The organism is Flavobacterium rhizophilum (assembly GCF_046000485.1).
In the GTDB taxonomy this organism is placed as follows: domain Bacteria; phylum Bacteroidota; class Bacteroidia; order Flavobacteriales; family Flavobacteriaceae; genus Flavobacterium; species Flavobacterium rhizophilum.
In genome coordinates this window covers 93,088-112,114 of the sequence record NZ_JBELQB010000002.1, presented here as the reverse complement: position 1 = coordinate 112,114, position 19,027 = coordinate 93,088, and the positions used below count along the sequence as shown (strand labels likewise).

Annotated in this window: 22 protein-coding genes; 13 read left to right on the top strand and 9 right to left on the bottom strand. The window is 35.7% G+C overall.

The features are described from left to right. Nucleotides 1-99: 99 nt before the first annotated feature. Entirely contained in the window at nt 100-354 is a 255-nt protein-coding gene (locus tag ABS768_RS02605; RefSeq protein ID WP_408073413.1) for a hypothetical protein, read from the bottom strand. A 197-nt stretch (nt 355-551) separates the two neighbouring features. Here ABS768_RS02605 and ABS768_RS02600 point away from each other — a divergent pair, with 197 nt between their 5' ends. Then, entirely contained in the window at nt 552-845 is a 294-nt protein-coding gene (locus tag ABS768_RS02600; protein ID WP_408073411.1) for a hypothetical protein, read from the top strand. 45 nt (nt 846-890) lie between these two features. On the opposite strand, the gene ABS768_RS02595 is transcribed toward ABS768_RS02600, so the two are convergent. The 3 genes from ABS768_RS02595 to ABS768_RS02585 all read right to left on the bottom strand — a co-directional run bounded on the left by ABS768_RS02595 (nt 891) and on the right by ABS768_RS02585 (nt 2,798). After that, a complete protein-coding gene (locus ABS768_RS02595; protein WP_408073410.1) occupies nt 891-1,406 on the bottom strand; it encodes a hypothetical protein in 516 nt (171 codons plus the stop codon). Between the two features lie 37 nt (nt 1,407-1,443). Then, nucleotides 1,444-2,388 (bottom strand): 1-phosphofructokinase family hexose kinase, encoded by a 945-nt coding sequence (locus tag ABS768_RS02590; protein WP_408073408.1) that lies wholly within the window; start codon nt 2,386-2,388, stop codon nt 1,444-1,446. A 110-nt stretch (nt 2,389-2,498) separates the two neighbouring features. Then, nucleotides 2,499-2,798 carry a hypothetical protein gene (locus ABS768_RS02585; RefSeq protein WP_408073407.1) on the bottom strand — a complete coding sequence of 100 codons (300 nt, stop codon included), beginning with the start codon at nt 2,796-2,798 and terminating at the stop codon, nt 2,499-2,501. A gap of 428 nt (nt 2,799-3,226) precedes the next feature. On the opposite strand from ABS768_RS02585, the gene ABS768_RS02580 reads away from it, so the two are divergent. The 6 genes from ABS768_RS02580 (at nt 3,227) to ABS768_RS02555 (ending at nt 7,067) form a co-directional block, all read left to right on the top strand. Next, on the top strand, nt 3,227-3,526 hold the full coding sequence (locus tag ABS768_RS02580) for a hypothetical protein (RefSeq protein ID WP_408073406.1): 300 nt from the start codon (nt 3,227-3,229) through the stop codon (nt 3,524-3,526). Nucleotides 3,527-3,746: 220 nt separating this feature from the next. Further along, the gene (locus tag ABS768_RS02575) at nt 3,747-4,034 is read left to right on the top strand and encodes a DUF493 family protein (RefSeq protein WP_408073405.1); all 288 of its coding nucleotides are present in this window, start codon (nt 3,747-3,749) and stop codon (nt 4,032-4,034) included. A gap of 11 nt (nt 4,035-4,045) precedes the next feature. Then, complete coding sequence (locus ABS768_RS02570; RefSeq protein WP_408073404.1) at nt 4,046-4,738, top strand: DUF4290 domain-containing protein; 693 nt, start codon at nt 4,046-4,048, stop codon at nt 4,736-4,738. Nucleotides 4,739-4,762: 24 nt separating this feature from the next. Next, on the top strand, nt 4,763-6,073 hold the full coding sequence (gene murA / locus ABS768_RS02565) for a UDP-N-acetylglucosamine 1-carboxyvinyltransferase (RefSeq protein WP_408073403.1): 1,311 nt from the start codon (nt 4,763-4,765) through the stop codon (nt 6,071-6,073). Between the two features lie 77 nt (nt 6,074-6,150). Then, nucleotides 6,151-6,594 (top strand): c-type cytochrome, encoded by a 444-nt coding sequence (locus ABS768_RS02560; RefSeq protein ID WP_408073401.1) that lies wholly within the window; start codon nt 6,151-6,153, stop codon nt 6,592-6,594. Nucleotides 6,595-6,596: 2 nt separating this feature from the next. Further along, nucleotides 6,597-7,067 (top strand): hypothetical protein, encoded by a 471-nt coding sequence (locus ABS768_RS02555; RefSeq protein WP_408073399.1) that lies wholly within the window; start codon nt 6,597-6,599, stop codon nt 7,065-7,067. Nucleotides 7,068-7,139: 72 nt separating this feature from the next. On the opposite strand, the gene ABS768_RS02550 is transcribed toward ABS768_RS02555, so the two are convergent. Further along, on the bottom strand, nt 7,140-9,617 hold the full coding sequence (locus ABS768_RS02550; protein WP_408073397.1) for a DUF5686 and carboxypeptidase regulatory-like domain-containing protein: 2,478 nt from the start codon (nt 9,615-9,617) through the stop codon (nt 7,140-7,142). 200 nt (nt 9,618-9,817) lie between these two features. Between ABS768_RS02550 and ABS768_RS02545 the strand changes: the two genes are divergently transcribed. Further along, a complete protein-coding gene (locus tag ABS768_RS02545) occupies nt 9,818-10,081 on the top strand; it encodes a hypothetical protein (RefSeq protein ID WP_408073396.1) in 264 nt (87 codons plus the stop codon). Here ABS768_RS02545 and ABS768_RS02540 read toward each other — a convergent pair whose 3' ends face one another. The 3 genes from ABS768_RS02540 to ABS768_RS02530 form a co-directional block, all read right to left on the bottom strand. Next, nucleotides 10,082-12,559 (bottom strand): DUF5686 and carboxypeptidase regulatory-like domain-containing protein, encoded by a 2,478-nt coding sequence (locus ABS768_RS02540; protein ID WP_408073395.1) that lies wholly within the window; start codon nt 12,557-12,559, stop codon nt 10,082-10,084. 3 nt (nt 12,560-12,562) lie between these two features. Beyond that, nucleotides 12,563-12,979, bottom strand: a complete 417-nt coding sequence (aroQ, locus tag ABS768_RS02535) for a type II 3-dehydroquinate dehydratase (RefSeq protein ID WP_408073394.1) — start codon at nt 12,977-12,979, stop codon at nt 12,563-12,565. A gap of 130 nt (nt 12,980-13,109) precedes the next feature. Continuing rightward, a complete protein-coding gene (locus ABS768_RS02530) occupies nt 13,110-13,652 on the bottom strand; it encodes a porin family protein (protein ID WP_408073393.1) in 543 nt (180 codons plus the stop codon). 289 nt (nt 13,653-13,941) lie between these two features. On the opposite strand from ABS768_RS02530, the gene ABS768_RS02525 reads away from it, so the two are divergent. After that, nucleotides 13,942-14,517 (top strand): porin family protein, encoded by a 576-nt coding sequence (locus ABS768_RS02525; protein ID WP_408073392.1) that lies wholly within the window; start codon nt 13,942-13,944, stop codon nt 14,515-14,517. Between the two features lie 208 nt (nt 14,518-14,725). Beyond that, complete coding sequence (locus ABS768_RS02520) at nt 14,726-15,316, top strand: porin family protein (protein ID WP_408073391.1); 591 nt, start codon at nt 14,726-14,728, stop codon at nt 15,314-15,316. Between the two features lie 80 nt (nt 15,317-15,396). On the opposite strand, the gene ABS768_RS02515 is transcribed toward ABS768_RS02520, so the two are convergent. Further along, nucleotides 15,397-16,011 carry a porin family protein gene (locus ABS768_RS02515; protein ID WP_408073389.1) on the bottom strand — a complete coding sequence of 205 codons (615 nt, stop codon included), beginning with the start codon at nt 16,009-16,011 and terminating at the stop codon, nt 15,397-15,399. Nucleotides 16,012-16,104: 93 nt separating this feature from the next. On the opposite strand from ABS768_RS02515, the gene xerD reads away from it, so the two are divergent. From xerD to ABS768_RS02500, 3 genes are all read left to right on the top strand, one after another. Beyond that, nucleotides 16,105-17,004, top strand: coding sequence for a site-specific tyrosine recombinase XerD (xerD, locus tag ABS768_RS02510; protein WP_408073387.1), 900 nt, complete (start codon nt 16,105-16,107; stop codon nt 17,002-17,004). Between the two features lie 92 nt (nt 17,005-17,096). After that, nucleotides 17,097-18,602 carry a sensor histidine kinase gene (locus tag ABS768_RS02505; RefSeq protein WP_408073385.1) on the top strand — a complete coding sequence of 502 codons (1,506 nt, stop codon included), beginning with the start codon at nt 17,097-17,099 and terminating at the stop codon, nt 18,600-18,602. Beyond that, nucleotides 18,592-18,984, top strand: coding sequence for a response regulator (locus tag ABS768_RS02500; protein WP_408073384.1), 393 nt, complete (start codon nt 18,592-18,594; stop codon nt 18,982-18,984). The genes ABS768_RS02505 and ABS768_RS02500 overlap by 11 nt, the downstream gene beginning before the upstream one ends. Nucleotides 18,985-19,027: the final 43 nt, after the last annotated feature.

The following is a 19,027-nucleotide window of genomic DNA, read 5'->3' as shown; positions in this document are numbered from 1 at the left end:
AAACTGATATAAAAAAGGACGCTTATTAAGCGTCCTTTTTGTTTTGTAAAGCCCTATAATACTAATTTGTGAAAATTGCATACAGGGCTTTTGCTGTATCTAACGTATGACTTTTAGTTCGGCATTGTAAGCGTGTTGTTGTATACTTTCGTTTTGTGTTGTTTCAGTATATTTAATTCTAAACATAGAGCGTATTATAGTTACGGCACTAATAAGGCTTATTAAAAACACTGTGAGGTGCAGTATTTTGAATATTAGGTAGTTTGGTTCTCCGGATTTGGCAAATTCTACAGAAAGGTTATATCCTGAAATTGCCATCAGTACAGCTGTTGGTATTAGCAATATCAATTTCATAACAATAGTTTTTTTGATTTGTATACTGCAATTTCGCTTTTATAAATCATAATTTTCGCTAACCATTTACTAATTAATACTTAAAGTTTTTGTTGTAATGGGTTAGTTAACAATATGATAAAATTATGTGTGACTGATTGTGGTAATAATGTAAAATCTGTTACGTTTGTATTAATGTATACGTGCTACCAAAAGATGTGGTAAAGAAATTTGTAATTTTAGGGAAGGATATGAAGCTGAATGAATACAAACAACTAAGTGAAGAAAAGCAGTATGATATACTTTGGGATAAAGGTGTTTTGATAGATGCCTGTATGCAGGGAAAAGTAAAAAAACTGCTTTATGCCATAGACAATTTTTTTGTTGAACTGTGGTGTGATATTTTTTCTAATAAAGTACTGTGGAAACTAAGCTTTAAGCAGGGTAGGCTCTTGGAAAAATATCTTGACAAATATCCTTTTGAGTTTATCAATAATATAGAGAAGGAATAAAAAAAGGCACTCATTGAGTGCCTTTTTTTTATAGAAAAATATGCTTTAATCTAAATTAATGGAGTTTGAAACTTTAGTCAACAAAATATTGTTTGGAATATTAAAGTCAGGTTCATTAGGCTCTCTAACTCCCTGAGGTTTTTTAACTTCCCATTGAGCTGTTGATCCTAATGGGTAGTTAGGTGTGAAAACAAACAGCCCTTTAATGAATCCTCTTTGGTTATTTACTGTATTGTCAGTTATAGGTCCTGAAAAAGGCTGAGTATAACCGTTACTCATATCTCCAAAGTAGACAGCATGAGGCCAGTCTATACCACTATTGTGAACTTCTTTTTTAGAATTATATACTGTTCCTGTTTGTTGTCCGTTGCTGTCAACTGTAATCATTTTGTAATGGCCTAACATTATATTGTCTGAGTTAACCCAAATAGATAAAATGAATTTTTGATTTCCATTTTGATGCTCCCATGTTCCGGTATATGGATTGGCTTGTGCAAATACATTGGTTGTGGTGAATAATGTGAGTATAATAGCAAATACAGTTAAATAAGTTTTTTTCATTTGTAGGTGTGTTTTGGGTTGTGAAATAAATATATAATTATTTTACAGGAACGGCTTTATCTGTTAGCCAGGTGTAAAGTCGTTTGGCATCTTCTGTTTTAAATAGTCCTGTTCCCGGGTTCATAGTAGCGGCAGTTCCACAGGCAACCCCCATGCATGCCATTTGTGCAGCAGTTCCGTTTTGCGCAATTATAGAAACCATACCGGCAACCATGCTGTCTCCGGCTCCCACTGTACTCAGTTTTCTAACCGAAGGAGCAGGCACGTGTAAACATTCGTCTTTAGTAACCATATAGGCACCTTGCGGTCCCATTGAAACCACAATCATTTCGGCTTTTCCTTCCTCTATAAGTCTTTTTGCAGCATCATCGGCACTTTCGTTGTCCAGATTTTCAATGCCTGTAAGACGGCTCAATTCGCCCAGGTTTGGTTTTAAAAGGTAAACACCTTCTTTAAGTATTTCGGTTAAAGCATCGCCCGATGTATCGGCAACTACTTTAGCATCATTTTCTTTAGCAATTGCTGTTATTTTTCGTAGTATGTCAGGGCTGGTTTCGGGAGGTAAACTTCCGCTTATTACAACTATTTCGGGAAACGTACTGTAGTTGGCTATAGTTTCAAGAGTATTGTTTATTTCCTGTTGTGTTAGCGGTTCTCCCGGCATTCCGAAACGGTACTGCTCGTTACTGGCGGTATCTACAACCGTAAAATTTTCACGTGTTTCTCCTTTTGTTTTTATCGGTAGTATGTCTACATCCTCTTTGATAAGTAGGTTTTCAAGAAGTTCACCTGTACGTCCGCCCGAAGTAAATAATGCAGTTGAGTTGATATCAAGGCGAACCAGTCCGCGTGATACGTTTATACCTCCGCCTCCCGGTTCATAGTTTGGAGGGGCGCATCGTAGTTTTTTTTCGGGTTTAATATTTTGTACCTCACTGCTTTTGTCTACAGTAGGGTTTAGGGTAATTGTAAGTACTTTCATTAAGGTATAGCTTATTATTTTAGATAAGGGCTAAATTACCAAAATGATTATTTAATGCAAGTGATTGCAGTAAATTGTAATAATAAAAAATGGAAGGTGTGTGGGAGGAGTTATCTTAGAAAACGTTCTAAAATACTGTACTCGTTACTTAGCTCTATGTAGTAACAGTCTTGTGGAATCTCAATATCAAATTTTGAGATTTGCTTATCAGTAAAGCCTCTTTGTTTTAATTCTTCGTGGGTATGCAGTAAAACGGGTTCATCACCTACGTAGTATAGGTTGGAATCATTTCGGTAAATTTCTTTAACCTTGCCGGATATACCGTAATCCATAGAGTTATAAAACAAATCTTTTTCAAGCTCTTCCTCAGATAACTCATTAATCCACGCTTTAAGGTCTTTTAGCTTCATACGCTATGTGATTTTTAAGCTTAGCCGTGGGGGACTAAAGTTTGTTTGTAAACATTAAAGTTCGGGGTAAAACTATTAAAAATTTGTTAATTTTTTATTAATTAAAACAAATTTTATGTGCGTAAATTTGTTTTAAGACTGTAAAATTATACTTCTAAAAGTTAAATTAATAGGGTTGTTAACTGCTTTCATAGAATTTGGAAGTCTTAACTACTGGTATTTTATAGTATTTTTTTATCAACTCTAAGTTGCTCTAATCAGGTAAAATATTTGTTTTTCTTCCATGATTTTATGTTTAAAGCTAAATTCTCTGTAAGCTCCGTAGCTAATTAAGATTAGGTTAAATAAGGTTTTTATTCAATAAACCTTTTGCTTAAACGTTATATTAGTACACAAAATACTAAGCCTTTAAAAAAAGAGGATATTAAATGAGGAAATTGGATGTTAAGCACGCAGCATTCCATGTTTTGGTTGCTGTTTATTTTTTATGGGTAATTGTAATAGGCGTACTGGTCGCTATGGCAATGTATAACTATATAAATACTGTAGATGCAGGTCTTAACCAAGTGTTTTTTAAATGGATTATATATAACTTTTTAACGGGTACCATGCTACTTGCAGTAATAAGGATGTTTAGGCAAAACAAAAATCTTAAAAAGGTTATACTGTATAGTTATACTTTTATGCTTGGGGTATCTGTAACTACTTTACTGATGATAAAGGGGTAACAAAAAACCGCCACATTTAATGCAGCGGTTTTTAACCAAATAAACAATCTAAAATAACCTAACCTTTTTATGAAGATTTTATTAATAGATGCAAATAATGTAAAAAGGTTGCTTGGGAAAAGAAAATATTTGTGTACTTTGTAATTCGATGATCCTGTAGCTGATTTTTAATGAAGTTACAGGCGTATAATGTATATTTGCGTTTATTTTTTAATGAAGAATGGATAAGAAAAGCGAAGAATTTTATAAAAGACTTAAAGAAGAACTTGAAAATACTACGGCTAAATGGCCAACAGAATATTTATTTAAGTTTATAGTGCCGTCTCAGCCTCAAAAAATTGAGGAAATTGAAAAGGCTTTTGACCAAATGGGAGCTGTTATAGAAACAAACCAGTCCAAAACAGGTAAATATACCAGCGTTTCTATAAACGTTACAATGAAGGACTCCCAATCGGTTATAGATAAATACATTGAAATGTCGTCTATAGAAGACATCATTTCACTATAAAAACAAACAACATGGAATACAATCCTGATAATGCCATAAATGCCTTGGAATATAATTCTGAAAGGGCCAGACTGATTATTCCCGAATACGGAAGACACCTGCAGAAGCTTATAGAACAGGCAGTGGAATTAGAAGACAGGGAAGAGCGAAACAAAGCCGCAAAATATATTATTTCGGTAATGGGAAGCCTTAACCCACATCTTCGCGATGTGCCCGATTTTCAACACAAACTTTGGGATCAGATTTTTATAATGTCTGATTTTAAACTAGATGTTGATTCGCCATATCCAATACCATCTAAAGAGATGCTGGAGCAAAAGCCCGAAAGGCTGGCTTATCCTCAAAACTTCCCTAAATATCGTTTTTACGGTAACAATATTACCAATATGATTGAGGTAGCTAATAAATGGGAAGACGGAGAGCTTAAAACAGCCCTTATCATGGTAATTGCTAACCATATGAAAAAATCATACCTGAGCTGGAATAAAGATACGGTGAAGGATGAAGTGATTTTTGAACACCTGCTGGAACTTTCGGGAGGAAAAATAAACCTTCTTAAAACAGATGAGGAGCTTTCCAACTCAACCGACCTGATGAGGGTGAATAAGAAGAACAGCAATAAAACCCAGTATACTAATAACAGTAAACAAAAAGGGCACCGAAGTAATAATACTAAGAACCAAAATACTAAGAATAGAAAATAACCTCAAAAACCTCTAAAACGCCGCATGGGAACATTTAAAATTGAAGGTGGAATACAATTAAAAGGTGAAATAACCCCCCAGGGAGCAAAAAACGAAGCATTACAAATATTATGTGCAGTGCTTTTAACTCCTGAAAAAGTTACTATAACCAATATTCCCGATATTATTGACGTTAACAAGCTAATTAAGCTGTTAGGGAATTTAGGTGTTAAAATAGAAAAGCTGGCACATGGTGCTTATACTTTTCAGGCAGATGAGGTTAACTTAGCTTACCTTGAATCAGAAGGTTTTAAGGAAGAAGGTAAATCGTTAAGAGGATCTATAATGATTGTTGGTCCGTTATTAGCCCGTTTCGGTAAAGGGTATATTCCAAAACCGGGAGGCGACAAAATAGGACGCAGAAGACTTGATACTCACTTTGAAGGATTTATCAATCTAGGAGCTAAGTTTCGTTACAACAGAGAAGATTATTTTTATGGTGTAGAGGCCGACAGACTTAAAGGAACCTATATGCTTCTTGATGAGGCATCGGTTACCGGTACGGCAAACATTATTATGGCTGCTGTACTTGCCGAAGGGAAAACTACAATATATAACGCAGCCTGCGAACCATACCTGCAACAGCTTTGTAAAATGCTAAACAGTATGGGAGCTAAAATTACCGGAGTAGGATCTAACCTTATCGAGATAGAAGGCGTAGAAAAACTGGGCGGATGTGAGCACAGAATCTTACCTGATATGATTGAGATAGGTAGTTGGATTGGTCTTGCTGCCATGACCCGAAGCGAAATCACTATTAAGAATGTAAGCTGGGATAACCTTGGTGTAATTCCTAATACCTTCAGGAAACTGGGTATTACTCTTGAGCGTAGAGGTGATGATATTTACATTCCTGCTCATGAAGATGGTTACGAAATTCAAAACTATATTGACGGATCTATACTTACCATTGCAGATGCTCCGTGGCCTGGTTTCACACCCGATTTGTTGAGTATTGTACTTGTAGTAGCTACACAGGCAAGGGGTAGTGTTTTAGTTCACCAGAAAATGTTTGAAAGCCGCCTGTTCTTCGTAGACAGACTGATAGATATGGGGGCTAAAATCATTCTTTGTGATCCGCACAGGGCTACGGTTATTGGACATGATTTTAAATCACAGCTTAAAGGTATCATGATGTCATCTCCTGATATCAGGGCGGGTATCTCGTTGCTTATTGCAGCACTGTCTGCAAAAGGTACAAGTACCATTCAGAACATTGACCAGATAGACCGTGGTTATGAAAGAATAGACGAAAGATTACTTGCTCTTGGGGCTAAAATTACCAGAGAGGATTAATTTTTACTACAATATCATTTAAAAGGCTGAAGTTATTCAGCCTTTTTTTGTTAAATTTGGTAACAACCTTTTTATCAATGATTAAACGTATCACATATGGTGTAATTTTTGGCTCTGTGCTTATTATTACCGGAGTGGTGTTTTTATGTGCTTTTATAGTTTTACCCGATACTCCACAACAGACTGTTGTTGAAAAAGAACCCATATTGTTTTGCGGAACACCAAATCCGCCACAGAAGTCGGCTAAAGGAAGGGAAATTATGAATTCCAATTGTGCAGCCTGTCATAAAGTAAATATTGATTTGGGCAACGGAGCGCTAAGAGGAATTGATAAAAACTACAATGCAGCGTTTTTAATGGATTACATCAATAATGAGGATTCTCTCATTAAGGTTAATAATAGTGTTGTAAAGCAACTTCTTCAAAAGTATGGAGAAAACGATTACAAGCACAAAAACGAATTTACTAAAGAGGAAATAGAAAGTCTAATATCTTATATAGTATTTTACCAAAACAATTGAAAATGAAAAGCGGATTATTATTTTATGAGAAACAACAGTTTAGGCAATGGTGGCTTTGGGTACTGCTTGCTGTAATAAACGTTGTTATGGTGTATCCGCTTATTATAAATTCAGATATTGTAAGGCTGCCGGCGCTGGTAGGAGAAACGGTTTTACTACTGATTACTTTTTGGCTATGGCGTTTAGCATTGGTCACAAAAATTGATAAAAAAGGGATTTATGTAAAATTTGAAAGTTTTCACAGGGATTTTAAATTTTACGATTGGAAAAATATCGACTACTGCGAAATTAAAAAATACAATCCCATTATGGATTATGGGGGATGGGGGATAAGAATAGGGGCTTATAACGTATCGGGTAATACCGGAGTTTTAATATATTTTAAAGACGGAAAAAAACTTATGCTGGGTACAAACAAAGAAGACGAATTGTTTACTGCATTAAACCAAATAGAATCAAAAAATCCCTCCTGAATTGAGAGGGATTTTTTTTGGTATAAAAACCGGTTGGTTGGATTGATGACTGAACCCTTTTCGGGGTTATGTTTATTGAATAATATCAAGGAATTTTAAGCCGAACATTACTCCGTCAGTTACATAGCCACTACCTTGGTATGATCTGACATAGTCTATTCTAAACATTCTGAATTTACCAAAACCTACATTGTCAAACCCGGCAGTAAACTCATGGTAAGGAGTGTAGTTTGGTGTGGCAATACCGTGATACCCTACAACAAGATTCCACTGTAGCTTGTTCAGTAAAGGAACTTTATTCATAAGGTAGCCTTTAAAATTGTGCTCAATATGACTTTCAAAATACGAATCGTTAGTGCTATGAGAGTAGTATGGCAATAAGTTAAATGCATTAGTATTACTGTTGCCCGAATTTACGTGTGTTTGATTGCCATTAAAATGTTTATAATCCATAAAGGCTATATTATCCGCATTGAAGAATTTACCGGCCTTCAGGTTGATGCCAAAATCACCTTTGTTTCCTAATGTGGTATTGTAATACGTTCTTGCTGCAATAAAGTCGTATTCATACTTACTGTCGCTTGCTGCAAAAGCCTTGGTGTACTGTAAAGCAATAGTAGGGTAATTGGCCGTGCTTACATTAATTTTACCATCGGGTCTTGTAATATATTTTTGCCCAAAACGTATAGTAGCGCCTATGTCGGCTTTCATTAAGTTATGGGTGTCAAATGCAGGGGTAGTATAATCGTTTGGAGCCTGTGGGTTGTTTGATGTATAATCGTGGTCGTTTTTAATAAGTACATAATCAGTATTATTGAAAAGCTGCTTACGCCTTAAATACTGAATATTTGCCCCCATATTAAGTCCGGTAAATATCTCCCTGCCATAGCTTAACTTGGCAAAAGTTTTGTCGTAAAGTTTCATGTAATTATCTTTAAACAGTAAAGAACTTATCATGTTTAAAGCCGGAGATATAGGTTCGTTTGCATTAAACTGTTCTACGATGCTCCCTCCTGTAAGGTAGAAAGTGCCTACTTTACCAAAGCGGTGTGTAAACCATCCGTTTACCCTTAAACGGTCTTCGGCCACACCATAATTAAATTTAGCACCAAAAGAAGTATATTTCTTTTCGTCAGAATCATAATGCCTAAATGAAAGCCCTGTATTAAAGGTCCATCCCTGTACCGTGTTGAACGTAGGGATTTTTAAAATTCCGTCATAAGAGTAACGGTTATGTTTTTTAGAGTTTCTGTAAGTGTAACCGCTAACGATGTCAAAAGGGCGGAATTTATTATATTTTCTGTCTAAAGAGTCGAGATATTCCGGAGATTTGGTTACGGTATTAATACTGTCTTTTTTGAAATAATCCTTTACCTCTTCCTCAGTTAGAGGCACAGGTCTTGCGGTTTGCCAGTATAGCGAGTCTTTTTTATTGGAATCTTCTTCTATATAAACAATTTCTTTCCCAAATGTATTTTTATCAAAATGGTCGTGGAAAACATAATTGTTGTAAACATGGGTAAATGTACCCGAGAAAGTTATTCCTAATAATCCGGCTCTAATGTCAAATATCTGTGAATTTTTTGCCCAGATTCTACTACTGGTATTGAAACTAAAGTTTTGTTTCAGGTTAAGGTTTTCGAGTATAGGCTCTTGCATCCTGTAGCCTTTTATATCAAAGTCTACCGCATATATGGCCCAGCTTTCATTTACAATATATATATAACCCTCAAAAACAGGCTCCTTGTCGCGTTTTGGAGTTACCTGTATTTTGTTTATCAGGTTATTGTTGTCATCAAAAAAACTTCCTTCCAGCTTAAACTTATAGTAATTAAAGGCATTGTTGGCTAAAGGCGAAACCATTTTCAGGTTAAACTCTACATAGTTGTTGTAAAAGTTATAGTAGGTACCTAATGCTGTATTGTAGCTAAAGCCGTTATCGTCTCCGCTTATTTTTGAGGCAATGATTCTCTCCTTTAGATTGTTGGGCTGTTCGAAGGTAATTTTAGATACGGTTTCTGAAAGGTATAACACACCCGATCCGGTAGAGTCTATAATATCTCCTTCCATTTCTTCTTTTACTTTTATTCCCATAATTTTATCAGGAACATTCTCAACACGGAAAATTCCTTTGGAATAAAAGTCGGCTTCAAAGCGTCCTGCTTTTTCCGAGTTTTCTTTTTTATGGGCTATGGCTTCCCTTATAATCCTATTGGCAGGATTTTCGGTATTGCTAATAACCACTTCATTAAGGGTGTAGGTTTCATCCTGTAAGTTTATGTCTAACGTATAGGGGAGTGACGTAACATTTACTGTTTCTTTTCTTGTTTTAAATCCTATGGACTGGAATACAAGGGTGTAGTTTCCGGTTTTTTTAATGTTTAGCTCATACATTCCGTTTTCGTTTGCCGAAGTGTTGTTGTAGGTGTTTTCAATACCTATACTCGCAAAAGGGACAGGTTCGCCATTGGCAGAGGTTATTTTTCCTCTTATTTGGGCGAAGGAAGCAGTTGCAAACAGTAGTAGTAAATAAGTAGTTACTTTATGCATTGTTTAAAGGTTAAGGTATAATGATAGATTATTGGTTTTATAGTAGACGTTTTAAAATTGAAAATGGTTGTATGAAAATTCTTTTTTTTTTGATTAAAACGTAACGAAGTATATTTTGTTACACCGAAAGCGTGTTTTAGAGTCAGGTATATATTGAAGTACATTGTGTATCTTTGGACTTTATTTTTACTCCCGGTACCATGAAAAAGATTAAAGAAGCAGAACTACGCAAAGACAGTTCGGTAAACAAGATTCAGTTTGATAAGGAATGGTTTTATGTGGTACACGATATGGAGGACTATCTTGACGAAGATTTAACCGGAGTAGAAAGCGTCACACTACCCATATCAATAGACGGGGTAAAGTTCAATATGAAATGTTCTACACTGGAAGATATCGAACGCTTTAGACAAAAGGAACCTCTGGAAGATTTTAAAACCAGTGTTTTCAGGAATAAGAAGTAATTATTCCAGTATATCGAGGAAGGTTAGCCCAAAAATAACTCCATCACTCATTTGCCTGCCATCATAAGAACGGATGTAGTCTATCCTTAAAAATCGAAAACGATCCCAACCCAGATTATCAAGCCCTACGGTAAATTCCATATAGGGTTTTTGGTTAGGTATGCCAAGCACATGGTATCCTGTTACCAGGTAATAATTTAATTTATTAAACAACGGAACCTTGTTAGCCAGATAACCTTTAAAGTTATATTCGGCATGGGCTTCAAAGTACTTATCGTTAGTACTGTGTGTGTAGTAAGGCAGGAAGTTAAATACATTTAAGTAGCGTTCTGACTTGCCTACATGGGTTTGGTTACCGTTAAAATGCCTGTAATCAGTAAAGGCTATGCTGTCGCTGTTAAAAAACTGCCCGGTACGGATGCTTATTCCTAAATCCCCAACATTACCTATAGTAGCATCATAGGTTATTTTTGCCGAAAGGTGATCGAAGTTATAATTCTCTACACTGGAAGCAAATCCCTTTTCATATTTTAAAAGTATCCTTGGATATTTGGTGCCCAGATTTATTTTTTCGTCAGGTCTAAGCATATATTTTTGACCGAAGGTAAACCTGGCAGAAACAGATGTTTTTATCATATGATGCTTTTCAAATGACGGGGTGTCATAAGCTTCAGGTTCAAGCGGATTATTTGATGTATAAGGCTTTTTGGCATTTTTAATGGTAGAAAAATTAGTGTTATTGAATAACGAACGTTTACGGTTGTATTCTACCGATCCGAAAAACTCAATGCCGTTTACAAGTTCTTCCTCATAACTAAGCTTAAGGAAGTTAATATCGTACAGTTTCATGTAATTATCCCTAAAAAATAGTGTGCTTATGCTATTTACCATTCTGTTAATAGGGTTTTCAGGGTTAAACTGTTCTATGCTGCTTCCGCCGCTTAAGGTTGCTATTGGGTTACTTATATTATTAAACTTATGACTGATAAATGCATTTGCCCTGAAGCGCTTTTCGGCAAAACCATAGTTTAGGTTGGTGCCATAAGTGGTATAGGCTTTGGTCTCTGGGTTTGTTTTGGTAAAAGTAAATGTAGGGGCTAAATGATAAGCCTGTACAGTATTGAATCCTAACTTTCTTGCAAGACCCGAAAACGTAATTTTCCAGTTTTCATCTGTATTATAATACGTATAACCTATAGGGAGAGAGAATAGCAGGAATTTGTTTTTTTTACGGTCCTGTAGCTCAATATATTCCGGGTTGTTTTTCAGTTTTTCAAGACTGTCTTTTTTAATGTAGTCTTCTTTTTCTTCCTGTGTTAACGGGATAGGTCTTGTTTTATTCCAGTAGCTGTTGGGTTTATTGTTTGCATCTTCTTCAAATCCCAGTACTTTATTACTTAGCGGGTTGACTTTGAAATTAGTATCAAAATTAATATTGCTGTATACGGCACTAAACCTGCCCGATAGGCCTACATCAAAAATTTCGGCATTAAAATCAATGATCTGTACGTTTTTAACCCATGTGTCTTTTTGAGAGCTGTAACCAAAATTTTGATTTATGGTAAGTATGTCAACAAGAGGTTCGTCAATAAGGAGCCCTTTTATGCTAAGGTTCACGGCATATAGTTCCCAACTGTTGTTTACAATATATATGTAGCCATACATGGTGGGCTCACTATCTCTTTTTGGAGTTACTTTGATTTTATTGATTAAATAACCACTCTTATCATTAAAAGTGTTTTCCAGTTCGTAGCTGTAGTAATTAAAAGCATTGTTTGCGATAGGAGAGATAACATTGGTTTCAAACGGCAGGTAGTTTTCATAAAAATCAAACTCGGCGGCATAAGCATTGTTATAACTGATACCGTTATCATCTCCGCTTACTTTAGAGGCGGTAATAACTTCGTTTATTTTATACGGGCGCTTGTAACGTATTTTGGAAACAGTTTCCGAAAGGTATAATACGCCGCTACGGGTAGAATCCAGCGTGCCGCTAAAATTACCCACTTCCTGTCCCAGTATTTCTTTGGGTACATCACTTATTCTTATGATTCCACGGGAATAGAAGTCGGCTACATAAGAAGCAGTTTTTTGCCTATTAACTTCTTTGTATTCAATAGTTTTTTTTATGATGGTATTAGCCTGATCTTCCCTGTTTTCAATTACCACCTCTTTAAGTAAGTATTCTTCGGTGTTAAGGCTGGTATTGAGTTCAAACGGAAACTCATTTATTGACAGTGTTGTCTCTTTAGTCTGATAGCCAAGGGAACGGAATACAAATGTATAAGACCCTTTCTCGGTAATAGGTAAGTAAAACTCACCATTTTCGTTTGATGAGGTACCATATTGACCGTTTTTAATCGTTATGCTGGCATAGGGAACTGCATCACCCGACTGTGAAGAAGTTAGCCTGCCCCTTATTTGAGCATTGGTAAGTGAGCTATATAGCAGTAATATCAGAAGCAGGCATTTTTTCATATATTAAGGTAGTAAGGACTGTAAAGCCAAGTCATAGCTTTTTAACCCAAAACCTATAATAACACCGGCCGCAACCGGAGATATGTAGGATTGATGCCTGAAAGTTTCCCTGGAAAATGTGTTTGAAATATGTACTTCTATAACAGGTGTGGTGACTGCTTTAATAGCATCACCTATACCTATGGAAGTATGGGTGTAAGCTCCGGCATTAATAACAATACCATCATAATCAAATCCGGTTTCCTGTATTTTAGAGATAATTTCCCCTTCAATATTACTTTGGAAATAGCTTAATTCCAGTTGAGGGAAACGATGCTTTAGTGTTTCAAAATAATCGTCAAAACTCCTGCTGCCATATACATCAGGTTCGCGCTTTCCAAGCAGATTAAGGTTAGGTCCGTTTATTATTATAACTTTCATTTCAGTCTTTTTGTAAAAGTAGATAATCGGCAGTAAGAATGCATAATACGTAAGAAAAAATTTAACATTTAAAGGCATAAAAAAGCCGGATACAAAAATGCATCCGGCCCCGAATTATAATTACCTGATTTTAGAAATAATATCCTACTGATAGTTGGAACACTCCGTTTTTAACGTCAACGTCGCTGTTGTCACTTACATTGGTCAAACCGATGTTATAACGTGCCTGTGCAAATAGTCCCATAATAATTTTTAGCTCAACACCTCCCGATGCAGCCAAATCAAAACTTTTGGTTTCAAAAGCGTCTTTAGCATCATTTACAAGGAAAGAGAACTGTGGTCCAGCCATAAGGCTTAATTTACCCGGTACAACATAAAACTTGGCAAGTACCGGTACCGAGATATAATCAAGGTTAATGTCTTCAGCAGCTCCAAATGCATTATCGTATTTGGCTCCCTGAGAAGAGAAAAGCCCTTCTGCCTGTACAGAGAACATTGGTACAAGGTTAAGCTCTAAAGCTAAACCGGCGTGAAAGCTAGTTATGCCGTCACTATCAATATCACCCTGAAAGTTAGCGAAGTTAGCCCCGGCTTTTATACCAAGGTCAATACCCTGAGCATTCATGGCAAAACCTCCGGCAAGTGCAGCAATTAAAAAAAGGAATTTTTTCATAGTACTATATTTAAGTTGGTTACTCCACATTGTTGTGGCTTGTTTTGAAACAAATTTATATAATAACTTTTGAGAAAAATAGTACTAAAGGCAACATTTATGACAGTTTTAGGTTAAAACTTTCTTAAATACTAATTATTTATTTTTCTGTTTTTAACTTTAAATTAACTGTTTTGTTATTTATTATTTAAATAATAAGCTAAAATTGATGAAATAATATTAAATAGAAGTAATTTTCTTATTAAAAAAATTATATATTTGGCGCGTAACAATTAAAACTAACAAACCAATGAAAAAAATTTTATTATCAGCTGTAGCCTTAATGGCTTTCGGTTTTGCTTCAGAGGCACAGGATATTAAGTTTGGTGCTAAAGCAGGTTTAAACATTGCCGATTTTGGCGGAGATGCAGAAACTTCTGGCTCAAGAACCGGTTTCCATGTGGGTGCAGTTGCAGAATTTAAACTTACAGAACAGTTTTCTATCCAGCCAGAGCTGCTTTATTCTATGCAGGGAGCTAAATTTGAAACTGTAGATGGTCTTACTGTAGTTGAGGAAGATATGAAGCTTGACTATATTAATGTGCCTATTATGGCTAAATATTATCTTTTTGAAGGGTTTAGTATACAGGCGGGTCCTCAGATAGGTTTCCTTATGAGTGCTAAAGCTGAAGATGAGGATGTAAAAGACTCATTTAAAAGTATTGATTTTGCTCTTAACGGAGGTGTAGGTTATGAACTTACAATGGGAGTTTTCTTCCAGGCTAGATACAGTGCTGGTTTAGCAGATATTAATGATTTTGGTGGAGATGAGGCTATTAAAATCAACAATAATGTTATCTCTGTTTCTGTAGGATATAAATTTTAAATTAAGTTTAGAATACACATACCAAATCTTAATGACCTCCCTTTTTAGGGAGGTTTTATTTTTGATAAAAGCAATATTTTTAAGTTATTAAATAGTTATTTTGTTTTAACTAATTGATTTTCAATACTGTTTTTTATCTAAAAATTCTTACTTTTTATTGTGGTTCTTTATATATTTTTGATCTCGTAACAATTAAATTCAAAAAACGATGAAAAAATTATTATTATCATTAGCAGCAGTTTTTGCTTTTGGTTTAGCTAACGCTCAGGAGACAGAGAGTAACGGTTTTGCAAAAGGAGATATTTTTCTTTCGGGTACTGTAGGTTTCTCTTCAGAGTCTACAGGTGATTTTAAAACAAACGGATTTAACATTGCTCCAAGTGCAGGTTATTTTGTTAGCGAAAACATTGCTGTAGGACTTTCATTAGGCTATACTTCTACTAAAGATGAGGATCCTTTTGCTGAAGACGCAAAATATAATGAATTTGCAATAGGTGCTTTTGGTAGGTATTATTTTACTCCGGCTAACAAATTCTCTTTATTTGGTCAGTTAGGTGTTGGGTATCAAAACGGTAAATATGAACAAGGTCCTAATGAAGTGAAAGTAGATGGTTTTAACGTAGGTGTAGCGCCTGGTATTAACTACTTTGTGTCTGAACATTTTGCTCTTGAGGCTACTTTTGGTATCCTTAGTTACTCAACTTCAAAACCTGATTTTGACGGAGCAGAATCTACAGACAGTTTTGATTTTGGTTTAAATTTAGACAACATCAACTTCGGTATTGTTTACAAATTCTAATTGTTTTAGTTATGTAATAAAGAACGCCTCCTGCTAGTACGGGAGGCGTTCTTGTTTTTATATGTTGTGGGGAGTGGGGTTTAGAATTTGTATCCTATACCAATTTGAAATACAGAGTTTTTAACGTCTCGGTTGTTTACAATATCGGTAAAGCCCTGTGTGTATCTACCTGTAGCAAATAGTCCCATAGGGGTTTCAAAGGTTACACCTGCAGCTACACCAAAGTCAAAGTCCTCAGCTTCGTCAAGGTTAAGGTCTCCGTCATCAGCATTAGCATTGGCGTCAATTTCTTCGTTTACTTTAAAACCAAACTGCGGACCGGCTTCAATACTCAGTCCGTCTAAAATGTACACTTTAGCGAGTACAGGTACATTAATGTAATCAAGCTGGTATTCTACCTTGCCTTCGCCACCAAAAATTTCGCCATCCAGGTCACTCTCAAACCCTTGTCCTGAATAAAGAGCCTCAGTCTGTAGCGAGAACATTTCCGTTAGCGGGAATTCTGCCAGTACACCTACATGAAAACTGGTTCTTGAATCGGGGCTGTCAAAATCATCTCCGGTAATACTGGCAAAGTTAACACCACCCTTTATACCAAAACTTGGTGTAAGTGCATCACTGCTTTGTGCATTTGCCGTTGTAATCGCTCCAATCATTAAAATTCCTGCCGAAAATAATTTAAATAGTCTTTTCATCTTTTTCATAATTTTTGTTTTGCATCTCAAAATTATATTATTAATCTTGGGGTAATTATCAAGGAATTCTTAATTCACATAACTTTAACCTGTATGAAAAGTTGGACTAAATTTATAACAGACTATAAATCGTACCTCAAAATAGAGCGGGGTTTGTCTGTGAATTCGGTTGAGAATTATTCCTTAGATATCAATAGGCTAGTGAGGTATTTAGAGGGTTCAGGGCAGGATGTTTCACCACTACAAATTACCGAAGAAACCATACAGGATTTTATTTATAAAATGGCCGAAGAGCTTAATCCGAGATCGAGAGCAAGGCTTATTTCCGGGCTCAAAAGCTTTTTTAATTACCTGGTTTTTGAAGACTACAGGAAAGATAGCCCTATGGAACTTATTGAGGTGCCTAAAGTAGGAAGGAAGCTGCCCGATACACTTTCTACAGAAGAAATAGATGACTTAATTGGAGCTGTAGATTTAAGTAGTAATGAGGGTGAACGTAACAGGGCAATGCTGGAAACACTTTACAGTTGCGGGCTTAGGGTTTCTGAGTTGGTAGGTCTTAAAATTTCCGACTTGTTTTTTGACGAGGGGTTTATAAAAATTACGGGTAAAGGTAACAAGCAGCGTTTTGTGCCTATTGGTAATAGTACCCAAAAATACATTAACCTATATAAGGATAGTATGAGAAACAAGCTGGACGTTAAAAAAGGACACGAGGACACTCTTTTTCTCAACAGGCGGGGTAGCGGTTTAACCCGTGCAATGGTATTTACCATTATCAGGAGGCTGGCCGAAGCTATAGGTCTAAACAAAACTATAAGCCCTCATACCTTCAGGCATTCGTTTGCTACACACCTTTTGGAAAATGGTGCTGATCTACGTTCCATACAGCTCATGATGGGGCATGAATCCATCACCACAACCGAAGTTTACATGCATTTGGATAGGAAATTCCTGAGTAAGATTTTAAATACTTACCACCCAAGAAAATAAAAAATTGCATAACTCTTAAAATTTTACTAAGTTTCATACGGATTAATTGTGCTTGCTTTCGTAGTGCAATGTGCAATTTTCAGAAAAGATATATGACTGTTTCCCAACATAGCCAAAAAATAGACGGCCTTTATAAAAAACTACTAAATCAGCTACCTGATATGATTTTCTACATCTCATGGGATGATGTGAATGGTTACATGGTACTTTTTTTAAGTGAGGCGGTTAACGATGTTTTTGAATACACTGTTGATGAACTTATGGCAAATCCCCGAATGTTTTATGATGACAGGATACTGGAGCAGGACAGAGATATGTTTGTAGAAGGGCTGGATTATTCACGCAGAAACATAATTAACTGGAATCAGGAATTCAGGATTCAGTTACCCAAAAGGGGCATACGTTGGATAAGGCTTAATGCAAAGCCGGAGAAACAGGAAGACGGTAGTATTCATTTTTACGGAAGAATAGGTGATATTACCGAGCAAAAAGAGCAGGAACACCAGTTACAGGTTTCAGAAGAACGATATAAGTTTGCACTTAAGGCAGCATCCGAAGGGATATGGGACTGGGATATGCAAACCAATATGGTGTATTTTTCGGCTCAATCCATGAAAATTATAGGTAAGGAGGAAAAAGAAGCTATCATACCTTTAAGGGATTGGCAGGAGCGTATGCATGTTGAAGATATAAGAGAACATGCCTTGGCTAAAGAAAAACATCTTACAGGAGAAACACCTTCATTTGAAAATATTTACCGTATAAAAACAGATGAAGGTAAATACAAATGGGTGTTAAGCCGTGGTAGAGTAGTGCAATTTGACAATGAAGGGACTCCGGTACGTTCTATAGGAACCCATAAAGATATCACTCAACTTAAGGAAAAAGAGATTGAGCTTGGAAATACTATTGATATTGTTGGTGAACAAAACAACAGACTTGTTAACTTTGCACATATAGTGTCACACAACCTTAGGTCGCACGCGGGTAATCTTAAAATGCTTATAGATGTGTTTAAGAATGCTGATCAGGAAGAAAGGGAGGAAATGCTTGAACATCTGGAAGCTATTTCAAACGGACTTTATGTTACTATAGGACACTTAAAGGAACTTGTAGAAATACAATTTGAGGTAAAAAACGTAAAAGAAAGGTTAAACCTGCGTCATTACCTAAAGAACATTTTGAACATATTGCATAACGAAATAAAAAAACATGGTGTAAATGTAGAGGTTAATATCCCGCTGGATGTAATGGTAACTTACAATCCGGCTTATCTTGAAAGTATATTGCTTAATTTTACAACAAATGCCATAAAGTATTCGAGTCCCGAAAGGTCTCCTATTATTATGTATGATTTTGAGATAAAAGAAGGCAGAAAAATACTTTCCATTACCGATAATGGCTTAGGTATTGATCTTAAAAAACACAAAAATTCTTTATTTGGTATGTATAAAACATTTCATAAAAACCAAAACTCAAGAGGTATTGGACTGTTTATTACAAAAAACCAGATAGAGGCCATGGGCGGAAGCGTAGAGGTTTTCAGTGAAGTGAATAAAGGAACTACGTTTAAAATTTATTTTAAAGATGAAGATTAGGAGTTTGTATGTTATAGATGACGATAAAATTTATCACTTTTTGCTTAAGAATCTCCTTAAGCAAAATAAGATTGATGTTAAGTCTTCTTTTTTTCAAAACGGACAGGATGCCATAGATTTTATGAGCTCCCGTACAGATGTTGATGAGTTACCTGATTTGATATTGCTGGATGTTAACATGCCTATTATGAACGGATGGCAGTTTTTGGAAGAATACATTAAGGTAAAAGATAACTTTGAAAAGTTACCAATAGCCATTTATATGATTAGCTCGTCTAATAATGAGGTAGATATTAATAAGGCAAGGGAGTTTACAGGAGTTGTTAAAGATTATTTTTTAAAACCAATTTGTAAAGAGGACTTAGATAAAATCTTTATTTAAGGCATAAATCAATTTTGTTTATTACAACTATAAGAAAAAACAA